We start from the raw sequence: 13,265 nt of genomic DNA on the forward strand, positions 1-13,265 counted from the left end.
TCCGGGCAACAAAACTGTAGGTCGGGTAAGGCGTTAGCCGCCACCCGACAAAAAACGGCACCCGGGGTGTACCCGGCATCACACCTTCAGGAGACATTATGGTTACCGCACTCATTACCGTCGCCGCTATTGCCTGGCTTTGCCAACTGGCGTTCGGCGGCTGGCAGATCCGCCGCTTCAATCGCGCCTTTGATAGCCTTTGCCAGCAGGGCCGCGTCGGCGTCGGCCGCTCCTCCGGGCGCTTTAAACCGCGCGCGATTGTCGCTATCGCCGTCGATGAAAACGATCGTATTTGCGATACGCTGTTGATGAAGGGACTCACCGTCTTCGCCAGTCCGCAAAAAATCCCCACGCTTAGCGGTAAACATCTCGAGGAATTGCAGCCTGATGTGATCTTTCCCAATGATCCGCTCTGTCAGAATGCACTATCATTAGCGCTTAATCCGAAACATGCATAATTTCGTTGTGAAAGTTAATATCTTGCGAAATTATCACTTCGAAACTTAAACGCAGGATACAACGCCTATGAAACCACGTCAGCGCCAGGCAGCCATTCTCGAGCACCTGCAATCGCAGGGCAAATGCTCGGTCGAAGAGCTGGCGCAACACTTCGACACCACCGGCACCACTATCCGTAAGGATCTGGTGATACTGGAGAATGCCGGGACCGTCATCCGCACCTACGGCGGCGTAGTGTTAAATAAAGACGAGGCCGACCCGCCTATCGACCACAAGACGCTGATCAACACCCACAAGAAAGCGCAGATTGCCGAGGCCGCCGTGCGATACATCCACGATGGCGATTCACTTATCCTCGACGCCGGCAGCACCGTGCTGCAGATGGTGCCGTTGCTGAGCCGCTTCAATAACATCACGGTGATGACCAACAGCCTGCATATCGTCAACGCGCTTTCCGAGCTCGATAACGAGCAGACCATCCTGATGCCGGGCGGCACCTTCCGTAAAAAATCGGCCTCTTTTCACGGCCAACTGGCGGAAAACGCCTTCGAACAATTCAGCTTCGACAAGCTGTTTATGGGCACCGACGGCATTGATCTGGTCGCGGGCGTCACCACCTTTAACGAGGTCTATACCGTAAGTAAGGCGATGTGCAACGCCGCCCGCGAAGTGATCCTGATGGCCGACTCATCCAAGTTTGGCCGTAAAAGTCCCAACATTGTCTGCGGTCTTGAACGCGTGGATAAATTGATTACCGATGCCGATATTGACCCTGAATTCCAGCGGGCGCTGGAAGCCAAAGGTATTGAAGTCATTATTACTGGAGAACATCATGAGTAACTTTTTGTTAGAGGCCGGACGCCAGACCCTGATGCTTGAGCTGCAGGAGGCGAGCCGCCTGCCGGAACGCCTGGGCGACGACTTCATCCGCGCGGCGGAAACCATCATCCACTGCGAGGGCAAACTGATTGTCTCCGGTATCGGTAAATCCGGCCACATCGGTAAAAAGCTGGCGGCAACCTTCGCCAGCACCGGCACCCCGGCCTTTTTCGTCCATCCGGCGGAAGCCCTGCACGGCGATCTCGGTATGCTCGATAGCCGCGACGTGATGCTGTTTATCTCCTACTCCGGTAGCGCGAAAGAGCTGGATCTCATCGTGCCGCGGCTGGAAGAGAAATCCATTCCGCTGCTGGCGATGACCGGCAAATCCACCTCGCCGCTGGCGCTGGCGGCGAAAGCGGTGCTGGATATCGCCGTGGAGCGCGAAGCCTGCCCGATGCATCTGGCCCCGACCTCCAGCACCGTCAACACGCTGATGCTGGGCGACGCGCTGGCGATGGCGGTGATGCAGGCGCGCGGTTTCAATGAAGAAGATTTCGCCCGTTCCCACCCGGCGGGCGCCCTCGGCGCGCGTCTGCTGAACAAAGTGCATCACCTGATGCGCCGCGACGAAGAAGTGCCGCGGGTCAATGCCGAGGCCAACGTCATGGACGCCATGCTTGAACTAAGCCGAACCGGGCTCGGCCTGGTGGCGGTATGTGATGAAACCAACCGCGTGCAGGGCGTTTTCACCGACGGCGACCTGCGCCGCTGGCTGGTTGCTGGCGGTACGCTCAACGATAGCGTCACTCGGGCGATGACCCGCAACGGCGTAACGCTGCAGGCGGAAAGTCGCGCGGTGGAAGCCAAAGAGCGGCTGATGAAACACAAAATCAGCGCCGCGCCGGTCGTGGATGAAAACGGCCAACTGGTCGGCGCCATCAACCTGCAGAACTTTTACCAGTCAGGGATCCTTTAAGTCCCAGACGTTTCGCCAGCCGATGCAGGTTGGCGACGTCCAGCTCCAGGGCACGGGCGGTCGCCGCCCAGTTGCGCTGGTTCGCCTCCAGCGCGCGGCTAATCGCTTCTCGCTGAAAAGAGTCAGTCGCCTCGCGCAAATTGACGTTTTCCGTCGCCGGCGCCGCTGCCGCCGTCTCAGTCGGCAACATCGGCGCCGTCACCGCAAACTGGAAATGCTGCGGCTCCAGTACCACTTCATCACCGGCCTGGGTGGCCCGCGCCAGCACCACCGCGCGGTGAATAGCATGCTCCAGCTCGCGCACGTTGCCCGGCCAGGACCACTGCTGCAGCCTGTTTCGCGCCGCCTCAGCCAAAATGACCCGCGCCAGCCCCATCCGCAGGCGGCACTGCTCACAGAAATAGCCCGCCAGCAGCACCACATCGTTCTCCCGTTCGCGTAGCGCCGGAACCGACAGCGGGAAGACGCTCAGCCGATGATACAGATCGGCGCGAAAGCGCCCTTCCACCACCTCCTGGCGCAGATCGCGGTTCGTCGCCGCCAGCACCCGCACATCGACCCGCAGGCTACGGTCATCGCCGACGCGCTGAATATCGCCATACTGCAACACGCGCAGCAGCTTCGCCTGCAACGCCAGCGACAGTTCGCCGATTTCATCAAGGAACAGGGTGCCGTTATCAGCCATCTCAAATTTACCGCTGCGGTTGCTGATAGCCCCGGTAAATGCCCCTTTCACATGGCCGAACAGCTCGCTCTCCGCCACGCTTTCCGGCAGCGCCGCGCAGTTGAGATAGACCAGCGGATTGGCCGCTCGCGGCGATCCCTGGTGCACCGCCTTCGCCACCAGCTCTTTACCGGTGCCGGTTTCGCCGCTTATCAGCACGTTTAAATCCGAGGCGGCGACGATATCGATCTCTTTTTTCAGCTGCAGCATGGGCGCCGACAGGCCGATAATCTCCTGACGCTCAGGCTGCGCGTCATTCACCGGTTGCACCGGCAACACATTTTGCGCCTCTAGGCGGGCGATGAGCAGCGCGTTATTCAAGGCGCCAGCCACCAGCGCGGCAATCAGCCGCAGCTCTTCATCGCTGAAACTATCGAAACGATCGGCATCCATACCATCAAGGGTCAGCGCGCCAATCAGCGTCTGTCCGGCAAACAGCGGCAGGCCAACGCAGGCGTGAACCTTCAGGCTCTCATGACCGGGGATCAGCCCGTCGTAGGGGTCAGGCAAGTCGCTATCCGCCGGGAAGCGCACCACATCCCCGGCGCGCGCAATCGCCTCAAGCCGCGGATGCCCGTCCAACGCAAAGCGCCGACCAAGCACATCCTGCGCCAGGCCATCGATCGCCAGCGGCACAAACTGATGCGCCTCATAGCGCAGCAGCGCCGAGGCATCGCAGCCGAGGATCTGCCGCAGGGTAGTAATCAGGCGCGAAAAACGGTCGGCATGACCGATATCGCTTTGTAAATCAATGGCGATTCTCGCCAGCTCGTCGACGGAAAAACTCATTGCCGCTCCATTGTCATTTTGACAATACACATTGTCATAACGACTATTTTAATCATTGTCATTTTGACAGCAACTAAAATCAGAAAAAATTAAAAATAGCTAATTATCAATGAATTAAAAAGTTGGCACGCAACTTGATATAAGCCAATCAACTGAGTTTAAACACACTGTATTGATTGAGGTTGCTATGTCTATTGCGGTTAAAAATAACATTCTTTGGGTTGGCCAACGCGATTGGGAAGTGCGTGATTTCCACGGCACCGAATATAAAACGCTGCGCGGCAGCAGCTACAACAGCTATCTCATTCGCGAGGAGAAAAACGTGCTGATCGATACCGTCGATCATAAATTCAGCCGCGAGTTCGTGCAGAACCTGCGCAGCGAAATCGATCTGGCTGACCTCGACTATATCGTCATTAACCACGCCGAAGAGGACCATGCCGGCGCGCTGACCGAACTGATGATGCAGATCCCGGATACGCCGATTTACTGCACCGCCAACGCCATCGACTCGATCAACGGCCACCATCATCATCCGGAGTGGAACTTCCACGTGGTGAAAACCGGCGATACTCTCGATATCGGTAATGGTAAACAGCTGATCTTCGTGGAAACGCCGATGCTGCATTGGCCTGACAGCATGATGACCTACCTGACCGGCGACGCGGTGCTGTTCAGCAACGACGCCTTCGGCCAGCACTACTGCGACGAACATCTGTTCAACGATGAAGTGGACCAGATTGAACTGTACGAACAGTGCCAGCGCTACTACGCCAACATCCTGACGCCCTTCAGCCGCCTGGTGACGCCGAAAATTACCGAAATCCTCGGCTTCAACCTGCCGGTGGATATGATTGCCACCTCCCACGGCGTGGTCTGGCGCGATAACCCGACGCAAATCGTCGAGAAATACCTCGAGTGGGCGGCGGATTACCAGGAAGATCGCATCACGATTTTCTACGACACCATGTCCAATAACACCCGTATGATGGCGGACGCCATCGCTCAGGGGATCACTGAAGTCGACCCGCGGGTAGCGGTAAAAATCTTCAACGTCGCCCGCAGCGACAAAAACGACATTCTCACCAATGTTTTCCGCTCGAAAGGCGTGCTGGTGGGCACCTCCACCATGAACAACGTGATGATGCCGAAAATCGCCGGGCTGGTGGAAGAGATGACCGGGCTGCGTTTTCGCAATAAACGCGCCAGCGCCTTTGGCTCACACGGCTGGAGCGGCGGCGCGGTAGACCGCCTGTCCACCCGCCTGCAGGATGCCGGCTTTGAGATGTCGCTGAGCCTGAAAGCCAAATGGCGCCCGGATATCGACGCGCTGGAACTGTGCCGCCAACACGGTCGTGACATCGCCCGCCAGTGGGCCCTCTCGCCGCTACCGGTTGCTGAAGCAGCGACAACGCCGGAACCACAGGATTGCGCCTGCGCCGCGGCCGCCGATCTCGGCCCCATGATGCAGTGCAGCGTGTGCCAGTGGGTCTATGACCCGGCGAAAGGCGAACCTAACCAGGATGTACAGCCGGGTACGCCGTGGAGTGAAGTGCCGGACAATTTCCTCTGCCCTGAGTGTTCTCTTGGCAAAGATGTCTTTGACGTACTGGCGACGGAGGCAAAATGAGTGATGGCATCGTCATCATCGGCTCGGGCTTCGCGGCCCGCCAGCTGGTGAAAAATATTCGCAAGCAGGATACGCAAATCCCGCTGACGTTAATCGCCGCCGATAGCATGGATGAGTACAACAAACCGGATCTCAGCCATGTCATCAGTCGCGGGCAGAAGGCCGACGATCTGACCCTGCAAAGCGCAGGCGAGTTCGCCGAGCAGTACAATCTGCGTTTGTTTCCCCATACCTGGGTAAGCGATATCGACGCCAAAAACCGGTTAGTGAAGAGCCAGGATAACCAGTGGCGCTACGACAAACTGGTGCTGGCCACCGGCGCGACGCCGTTTATCCCGCCGGTGCCGGGACGCGAGCTGATGCTGACGCTGAACAGCCAGCGCGAATATGGCGCGGCGCAGAGCCAGCTGCACGACGCGAAGCGCGTGCTGATCGTCGGCGGCGGCCTGATTGGCTGTGAACTGGCGATGGATTTCTGCCGCGCCGGTAAAGCGGTAACGGTAGTCGACAATTCAGCCAGCGTGCTGGCGGCGCTGATGCCGCCGGAGGCCAGCAGCCGCCTGCAGCATCGGCTTACCGAGATGGGCGTACATCTGATGCTCAAGGCGCAGCTTGAGGGGTTAGAGCAAACCGCCGACGGCATTCGCGTCAGCCTCGACCGCCAGCGCGCGATAACCGTCGATGCGGTGGTGGCCGCCGCCGGCCTGCGCCCGGAAACGTCGCTGGCGCGCCACGCCGGATTGCAGATTAACCGCGGCGTGGTAGTCAATAGCCACCTGCAAACCAGCGACCCGGCAATTTATGCGCTCGGCGACTGTGCGGAAATCAACGGTACGGTACTGCCGTTCCTGCAGCCGATTTTACTCAGCGCCATGTGCCTGAGTAAAAACCTGCTGGCGCAAACGGGCGAGCTCACCTTGCCGCCAATGCTGGTGAAAGTGAAAACGCCGGATCTGCCGCTGCATCTGGCCGGCGACACCCGCCGCGACGATCTGACGTGGAATATCGTGGCCGCCAAAGAGGGGCTGGTGGCGAAAGGCGTGGATGCCGAAAACCAGCTACGGGCCTTTGTGGTGAGTGAAGACAAAATGAAGGAAGCCTTTGCGCTGCTCAAGCACCTGGTGAGGTGATGGTTTTCCCGGCTTGCGGCGTAAACGCCTTAGCCGGGCTACGGTATTGTCCTGGTAGCCCGGCTAAGCGCAGCGCAAGCCGGGAAAATATCCCGGCTAGCGCGCCAAATTATCGTAGCCGCGCCAGCGATAATTAATCACCGACAGCGCCCAACAAACGACGAACAACCCCACCACCACAAACCCGGCATCGCCGAGGTTATCGTTTAACGCCCCTACCCAGCGCCACACCCCGCCGCTTAGGGCGAACTTATCCATTAACAGCCCCAGCGCCTCCAGGCCGCCGATAAACAGCGCCACCACCACCGAGGTAGCGGTGATGGTCATATTGTAATAGAGCTTGCGCTGCGGCTTGCTGAATGCCCAACCGTAGGCGCCGACCATCAACACATTATCAAGCGTATCCACCAGCGCCATACCGCTGGCGAACAGTGCCGGGAAGACCATTATCGACCAAATCGAAATGCCGCTCGACGCGCCGGCGGCGGAAATACCCAGCACGCCGATTTCGGTGGCGGTATCAAAGCCGAGACCGAACAAAAAACCCACCAGATACATCTGCCAGCTGCGGCTTATCAGCCGGAAGGTCTTGCCAAACAGCCAGCTCATCATGCCGCCGCCGCTGACGATTTCGTCGCTGACCTTTTCACCGCGCTTCCACGCCTGGAAGCTGCGCCATACGCTGCGCAAAATCACCAGATTGACCAGCGCCATTGCCAGCAGAAACAGCGCCGATACCGCAGTGCCAATCACGCTGCCGGTTTCGTGTAGCCAGCTCATCTGCTGGCTGAAGGCGGTGGCCGTCGCGGCGATCGCCGCCGACGCCAGCACCACGATCGACGAATGCCCTAGCGAGAACCACGCCCCGACGCCAAACGGCCGCCGCCCCTGCTGCATCATTTTGCGGGTGACGTTATCAATCGCCGCAATATGATCGGCGTCGACCGCATGGCGCAGGCCGTAACCCCAGGCCAGCAGACTGGCGGCCATCAATGCCCCGCTGTCGCCAAACGCCTGAAACGCCCATAGCCAGGCCAGGGCGTTCGCGGCGATAAGTCCCAGAACCAGCGCCGCCGCACGCGGCTGTTGGCGTAAAATCATCGTTATCATCTTAAATCCTTTGAGACTGCCAGCGGGCGGCGGCCACCACCGCCTGACCGTAGGCGATAGCGCCATCGCCAGCAGGAAGCTGCTGCGGCAAAAGCAAAGTAAAATCCGAGAGGTAATCGCTGAGGCGGGCGGCGAGCAGCTGATTATGCAGTACGCCGCCGCTACAAACGATCGTCGCGATCCCGCAGGAAGCGGCGCGGTCGCGCGCCAGCGCCGCCAGCCCGCAGGCCAGCGCATCATGAAAGGCCCAGGCTTTCTGCGCGGGCGTCGCCTGCCAGCGCAACCACTGTCGCCAGAAGGTGGCTAAATCCAGCTCGCCGCCGCGCCAGGGCAGCGTGATCGGATGGCTGACGCCCGGACAGCTGGCGGCCAGCGCCTCCAGCCGACAGGCCGCCTCGCCTTCGTAGCTCAGGGTTTCCGGCGCGCAATCCAGCGCGCAGGCGACGGCATCAAACAGCCGTCCGCAGGAAGAGGCGCGCGGCGAATTAATGCCGCGTTCGATGGCCTGCGCCAACAGCGGCCAGTTTCGCTGCCCCAGCGCGGCGGTTTGCGGGTATGACTGCCAGTCGGGAATAAATGCCAGGCACTGGGCCAACAAATTTCGCCACGGCTGGCGCGCCGCCAGATCGCCGCCCGGCAGCGCGACGGCCGGGAGGCCGCCAAGATGTTCGCATTCGCGGTAGTTCACCCGCAGGCATTCGCCGCCCCACAGCGCGCCGTTTTCCCCCATCCCGATGCCATCAAGGGTCAGGGCAATCACATCGCCGCCGTCGAGCGGCCAGCGGTGTTCCGCCAGGCAAGCCGCCGCGTGGGCATGGTGATGCAGTACCGGCTCGACCGGTAACGACATTGACGCCGCCCACCGCGTTGAGCGATAGCCGGGATGGGCGTCAACCGCCACCCGCTGCGGCGCAAACGCATAAATGCTCTGCATTAACCGCAGCGCACTGCGCCACTGTTGCTCGACGCCCTCCTCGCCGAGATCGCCAAAATGCTGGCTCAGCACCGCCTCGTCGCCGCGCGCCAGACAGAAGGTATTTTTCATATCCGCCCCCAGCGCCAGCAGCGGCGGAATATTATCCAGGCCCGGCGGCAGCGGCAGCGCATCCGGCACGTAGCCTCGGGCGCGGCGCAGCATCTCACCGCTTGAGCGCACCAGCGAATCGTCCATACGCTGCACGATATCGCGATTATGTAGCAGAAAACCGTCGGCGATAGCGGCTAAGTCGGTGAGCGCTTCGTGATTACTCAATGCCGGAGGGCGGCCGCTGAGGTTGCCGGAGGTCATCACTATCGGGCGCGCCAGCGCCTGCAGAAGTAAATGCTGCAGCGGATTAGACGGCAGCATCACCCCGACTTCCGCAAGCCCTGACGCAATCTCGTCACACAGGCCGGGAACCTGCGCTTTAGCCAGCAATACAATCGGCGCGGCGGGCGAGCGCAGCAGCGTTGCCGCCGCGGCGGGTAACCCCGTTGCCGTCGGCAGCATTACCGCCAGCGGTTTTGCCGGGCGCCGTTTACGCGCGCGCAGCGCTGCCACCGCCTCGCTATTGCCGGCATCGCAGGCCAGATGAAAACCGCCAATCCCTTTTATCGCCACAATATCGCCCGCCGCCAGCCGCGCGATGGCCGCCTGCAGGGCCGCTTCAGCGAATAGCGTTAGCGTTCCCGCCCGCCACTCCAGCTGTGGGCCGCAATCGGCACAAGCCACCGGCTGGGCGTGAAAACGGCGATCGGCAGGCTGCCGATACTCGGCAGCGCAGCGCGGACACAGCGGGAACGGCGCCATCGCGGTAAAGGGGCGATCGTATGGCATGGCGCGAATAATGGTGAAGCGCGGCCCGCAGTGGGTACAGTTGATAAAGGGGTAGCGGTAGCGGCGTTCTTGCGGATCGTTCATCTCCGCCAGGCACGCCGGGCAGGTTGCGGCATCGGGAACAATCTGCGTGCGCATACTGCCGCCGTCGCTGTGGCGAATGGTGAAATCCTGAGGAAGCCTGTGCCAGTGAAACGGGGTGCAGTCGGTGCTGTCAATGCGCGCCAGCGGCGGGCAGTGACGAGCCAACGCGGCAGAAAAGCCACCGTCGTCGCCGGTCAGTCTGACCAGCACGCCGTCGCCGTCGTTACAGACATCGCCGCCGCGCGCCATTTGCCGCGCCAGTTGCCAGACAAAGGGGCGGAAACCCACCCCCTGCACTTTGCCGCGTATGCGGATTTGCACCCCGTTCATGCGGCGTATTACCAGGCCAGCGCCGTACGGCGACGTTTTTCGAGGTTCATCTGCTCAAGCTTGTTGCGGTCGACGCAAACCAGCGCGTGGGTCGGGCAGGCTTCAATGCAGGCCGGACCGCTATCGCGCTGGTGGCACAGGTCGCACTTGTTGGCTTCGGCTTTTTCCGCCATGACGTTCAACCCGGCGCCGCTGTGGCGAACGACCGGGCGCACCACCACTTCCATCGCCCCATACGGGCAGGCCACGACGCAGGTTTTACAGCCGATGCAGCGCTCCTGCATCACGTGGACAAAGCCTTTATCGCGGCTGATGGCGCCGTTCGGGCAGACGTTGGCGCACGGCGCGTCTTCACATTGACGACAGGCCGTCGCCGTCGACACATTGACGCCTTTGATCACGTGAATACGCGGCAAGAACGACTGCGGCGTCAGCGCGGCGCAATCCTGATTTTCCTGATGAGAGACCACGCAGGCCACTTCACAGGTGCGGCAGCCGATGCATTTGCTCGCATCGGCGATAATGAAACGGTTCATCCATTTCTCCAGCGGAAAGAAGTTAACGCGCCGGATTATGCATAATACGTTCCAACTTTTATTTTATTGAAATATAAGAGAATTAAATTAAACTCCGCTGTCATCGTCACAACTGACGATGACAGATGACGACATCAGGCATGCGGGCCGCGCGCCAACGACTCGCGTTCAATCAGCTCGCCGGGGAAAGTTTGCTGATATTTAAATTCGCCGCCGTCGAGCATAAAGATCAGCCTGTTGATGCTCTCTTTCATCATTTCGGTGACCGGAATTTTAACGCTGGAGAGCGAAGGGATCACATACGGCGCCAGCGCGATGTCATCGAAACCGATCACCGATACCTGCTGCGGCACCGCGATCCCCTGCTGGTGCAGTTGCTTAATCGCGCCGATCGCCATGTCGTCATTACTGGCGACCAGCGCGCTGAAACTGACGCCGCGTTGGCAGAGCGCTTCGACAGCGGCGGCTCCGGTTTGTGGCGTCCAGCGCCCTTCAACGATCAGTTCTTGCCGCACGGGAAGCCCCAGTCCTGCCAGCGCGTCTTTATAACCAGAGAGACGCTCAACCCCGGTAGGCGAATCCAGCGAACCGGTGATAAACGCAATGTCGCGATGCCCGCTGGTAATTAACTTTTCAACCGCCATCCGCGCCGAGGCTTTGTGATCGGACCATACGCAGTGGCTGGCGTGGCGGCGCAGGCGACGGTTCAGCACCACGATCGGCTGCTCATGATTGTCGATTATCTCATCCATCTCATCGACGCTAAGAAAGCGCGGATAGATGATGATCGCATCGCAGCGCATATCGAGCAGATACTGAATCGCCTCGCGCTCCTCTTGCGCGCTGTGTTTGCCGTCGGCCAGGATCAGCTGCCGCCCCTGATCTTCCGTCAGCCGCGCCACGTGAAACAGCAGCTCGCTGAAATAAACGCCGTGATAAAGGGTGTTGGTTACCACCAGTCCGATAGTCTGGCTTTTTTTGGTCGCCAGATTACGCGCCAGCAGATTCGGCCGATAGCCGCTTTCGGCAATTGCCTGAAACACCCGGTCTTTGGTTTCCTGGCTGACATAGCCGTTGCCCGACAGCACCCGCGACACGGTCGCCTTTGATACTCCCGCGCGCTTCGCAACCTCCAGCATCGTTGCCATGGGGTTCTTCCTGTAACTTAAGTTGCCTGCAGTGTACTGCACGTCTCGCCGTTTTTCAGCAGTCGGCATCGCCCTGATGTTGCTCTGCCCCTGCCCACAAAGCGATCAAAATCACAAATTTGCAAAGTGATTTTTTTAGTTCTTGTATGACTCAATGAAACTCATCATGATTTTGTGGAACCGGTTTCCTATGCATATACCGCGCATAGCCGCCGTCAGGCGCTGGCGTGTAATCAGTACCCTATTGATAAAACAGGATAAAATCCGATGTCTAAAAATTATGCAGCCCTGGCGAACCAGATCCTGACGGCGCTCGGCGGCGCAGATAATGTCGTTGCCGTGACCCACTGCATGACCCGCCTGCGCTTCGTGGTGAAAGATAACCAACGCGTGGACGCCCCGGCGCTGAAAGCGCTGCAAGGGGTACTTGGCGTCGTGCGTAGCGATAACCAATGTCAGGTGATCATCGGCAATACCGTCTCGCAGGCGTATCGCGAGGTGCTGAATCTGCTGCCCGGCGAGTTGCGCCCGGCGGAGCCGCAGGGGAAACCGCCGCTGACCTTAAAACGCGTCGGTGCCGGGATCCTTGATGCGCTGATCGGCACCATGTCGCCGCTGATCCCGGCGATTATCGGCGGATCGATGGTCAAACTGCTGGCGATGATCCTGGAAATGAGCGGCGCGTTGCCAAAAGGCTCTCCGACACTGACCATTCTGACGCTTATCGGCGACGGCGCGTTCTTCTTCCTGCCGCTGATGGTTGCCGCTTCCGCGGCAGTAAAATTCAAAACCAATATGTCGCTGGCTATCGCTATCGCCGGGGTGCTGGTGCATCCGGGATTCATCGAATTAATGGCTAAAGCCGCGCAGGGAGAACACGTTGAGTTCGCCTTCATTCCGGTTACCGCGGTGAAATACACCTACACGGTGATCCCGGCGCTGGTGATGACCTGGTGTCTCTCTTATATCGAGCGCTGGGTCGATCGCATCACCCCGGCGGTGACGAAAAACTTCCTTAAACCGATGCTGATCGTGCTGATTGCCGCGCCGCTGGCGATCCTGCTGATTGGCCCGCTCGGCATCTGGATCGGCAGCGCGATCTCCGCGCTGGTGTACACGATCCATAGCTATCTCGGCTGGCTGTCGGTGGCGATCATGGGCGGACTCTGGCCGCTGCTGGTGATGACCGGGATGCACCGCGTCTTTACGCCAACCATCATTCAGACCATTGCCGAAACCGGCAAAGAGGGGATGGTGATGCCATCGGAAATCGGCGCCAACCTGTCGCTGGGCGGATCGTCGCTGGCGGTGGCGTGGAAAACCAAAAACCCGGAGCTGCGCCAGACCGCATTGGCGGCGGCGGCATCGGCGATTCTGGCCGGGATTTCCGAACCGGCGCTGTACGGCGTGGCGGTACGTCTGAAACGCCCGCTGGTCGCCAGCTTAATCAGCGGCTTTATTTGTGGCGCGGTGGCGGGAATCGCCGGGCTGGCCAGCCATTCGATGGCGGCACCGGGGCTGTTCACCAGCGTCCAGTTCTTCGATCCGGCCAATCCGATGACTATCGTTTGGGTCTTTGGCGTGATGGCGCTTTCAGTGGTGCTCTCCTTTGTGCTGACGCTGCTGCTCGGTTTTGAAGATATCCCGGTAGAAAATGCCGCCGCCGATGCCAGACAGCGCCAGGGCGCGGCCACTCACGCCTGAACACTTT

General features: G+C 59.9%; 11 protein-coding genes. 6 read left to right on the plus strand and 5 right to left on the minus strand.

Going from position 1 to position 13,265, the window contains the following annotated elements:
- Window positions 1-98 precede the first annotated feature (98 nt).
- From gutM to gutQ, 3 genes are all read left to right on the plus strand, one after another.
- Entirely contained in the window at window positions 99-458 is a 360-nt protein-coding gene (gene gutM / locus EAE_RS01650; RefSeq protein ID WP_015703248.1) for a transcriptional regulator GutM, read from the plus strand.
- Window positions 459-525: 67 nt separating this feature from the next.
- Window positions 526-1,299, plus strand: coding sequence for a glucitol operon DNA-binding transcriptional repressor SrlR (srlR, locus tag EAE_RS01655; RefSeq protein ID WP_015703249.1), 774 nt, complete (start codon window positions 526-528; stop codon window positions 1,297-1,299).
- Entirely contained in the window at window positions 1,292-2,257 is a 966-nt protein-coding gene (gutQ, locus tag EAE_RS01660) for an arabinose-5-phosphate isomerase GutQ (RefSeq protein WP_015703250.1), read from the plus strand. Before srlR ends, gutQ begins: the two co-directional genes overlap by 8 nt.
- On the opposite strand, the gene norR is transcribed toward gutQ, so the two are convergent.
- A complete protein-coding gene (norR, locus tag EAE_RS01665; protein WP_015703251.1) occupies window positions 2,220-3,770 on the minus strand; it encodes a nitric oxide reductase transcriptional regulator NorR in 1,551 nt (516 codons plus the stop codon). The two genes, gutQ and norR, sit on opposite strands and share 38 nt — an antisense overlap.
- 187 nt (window positions 3,771-3,957) lie before the next feature.
- Between norR and norV the strand changes: the two genes are divergently transcribed.
- Together norV and norW are read left to right on the plus strand one after the other, a co-directional pair.
- Window positions 3,958-5,400, plus strand: a complete 1,443-nt coding sequence (gene norV, locus EAE_RS01670; protein WP_015703252.1) for an anaerobic nitric oxide reductase flavorubredoxin — start codon at window positions 3,958-3,960, stop codon at window positions 5,398-5,400.
- The gene (gene norW / locus EAE_RS01675; RefSeq protein WP_015703253.1) at window positions 5,397-6,530 is read left to right on the plus strand and encodes an NADH:flavorubredoxin reductase NorW; all 1,134 of its coding nucleotides are present in this window, start codon (window positions 5,397-5,399) and stop codon (window positions 6,528-6,530) included. Before norV ends, norW begins: the two co-directional genes overlap by 4 nt.
- Window positions 6,531-6,626: 96 nt before the next feature.
- On the opposite strand, the gene EAE_RS01680 is transcribed toward norW, so the two are convergent.
- The 4 genes from EAE_RS01680 to EAE_RS01695 form a co-directional block, all read right to left on the minus strand.
- Window positions 6,627-7,640: a HoxN/HupN/NixA family nickel/cobalt transporter gene (locus EAE_RS01680; protein WP_015703254.1), complete on the minus strand. Its 1,014-nt coding sequence runs from the start codon at window positions 7,638-7,640 to the stop codon at window positions 6,627-6,629.
- Between the two features lies 1 nt (window position 7,641).
- Window positions 7,642-9,870, minus strand: a complete 2,229-nt coding sequence (gene hypF / locus EAE_RS01685) for a carbamoyltransferase HypF (protein WP_015703255.1) — start codon at window positions 9,868-9,870, stop codon at window positions 7,642-7,644.
- A gap of 8 nt (window positions 9,871-9,878) precedes the next feature.
- Window positions 9,879-10,406, minus strand: coding sequence for an electron transport protein HydN (gene hydN / locus EAE_RS01690; RefSeq protein WP_015370036.1), 528 nt, complete (start codon window positions 10,404-10,406; stop codon window positions 9,879-9,881).
- A gap of 134 nt (window positions 10,407-10,540) precedes the next feature.
- On the minus strand, window positions 10,541-11,554 hold the full coding sequence (locus EAE_RS01695; RefSeq protein WP_015703256.1) for a LacI family DNA-binding transcriptional regulator: 1,014 nt from the start codon (window positions 11,552-11,554) through the stop codon (window positions 10,541-10,543).
- Between the two features lie 267 nt (window positions 11,555-11,821).
- Here EAE_RS01695 and ascF point away from each other — a divergent pair, with 267 nt between their 5' ends.
- Window positions 11,822-13,258: a PTS cellobiose/arbutin/salicin transporter subunit IIBC gene (gene ascF, locus EAE_RS01700; protein WP_015703257.1), complete on the plus strand. Its 1,437-nt coding sequence runs from the start codon at window positions 11,822-11,824 to the stop codon at window positions 13,256-13,258.
- The last annotated feature ends 7 nt before the right edge of the window (window positions 13,259-13,265 follow it).

It is taken from the genome of Klebsiella aerogenes KCTC 2190, assembly GCF_000215745.1.
Lineage (GTDB): Bacteria > Pseudomonadota > Gammaproteobacteria > Enterobacterales > Enterobacteriaceae > Klebsiella > Klebsiella aerogenes.

Coding starts and splice junctions, on each gene's coding strand:
- gutQ (WP_015703250.1), top strand. CDS start 1,292: ATGAGTAACTTTTTGTTAGAGGCCGGACGCCAGACCCTGATGCTTGAG.
- gutM (WP_015703248.1), top strand. CDS start 99: ATGGTTACCGCACTCATTACCGTCGCCGCTATTGCCTGGCTTTGCCAA.
- ascF (WP_015703257.1), top strand. CDS start 11,822: ATGTCTAAAAATTATGCAGCCCTGGCGAACCAGATCCTGACGGCGCTC.
- hypF (WP_015703255.1), bottom strand. CDS start 9,870: ATGAACGGGGTGCAAATCCGCATACGCGGCAAAGTGCAGGGGGTGGGT.
- EAE_RS01695 (WP_015703256.1), bottom strand. CDS start 11,554: ATGGCAACGATGCTGGAGGTTGCGAAGCGCGCGGGAGTATCAAAGGCG.
- norV (WP_015703252.1), top strand. CDS start 3,958: ATGTCTATTGCGGTTAAAAATAACATTCTTTGGGTTGGCCAACGCGAT.
- norW (WP_015703253.1), top strand. CDS start 5,397: ATGAGTGATGGCATCGTCATCATCGGCTCGGGCTTCGCGGCCCGCCAG.
- srlR (WP_015703249.1), top strand. CDS start 526: ATGAAACCACGTCAGCGCCAGGCAGCCATTCTCGAGCACCTGCAATCG.
- EAE_RS01680 (WP_015703254.1), bottom strand. CDS start 7,640: ATGATAACGATGATTTTACGCCAACAGCCGCGTGCGGCGGCGCTGGTT.
- norR (WP_015703251.1), bottom strand. CDS start 3,770: ATGAGTTTTTCCGTCGACGAGCTGGCGAGAATCGCCATTGATTTACAA.
- hydN (WP_015370036.1), bottom strand. CDS start 10,406: ATGAACCGTTTCATTATCGCCGATGCGAGCAAATGCATCGGCTGCCGC.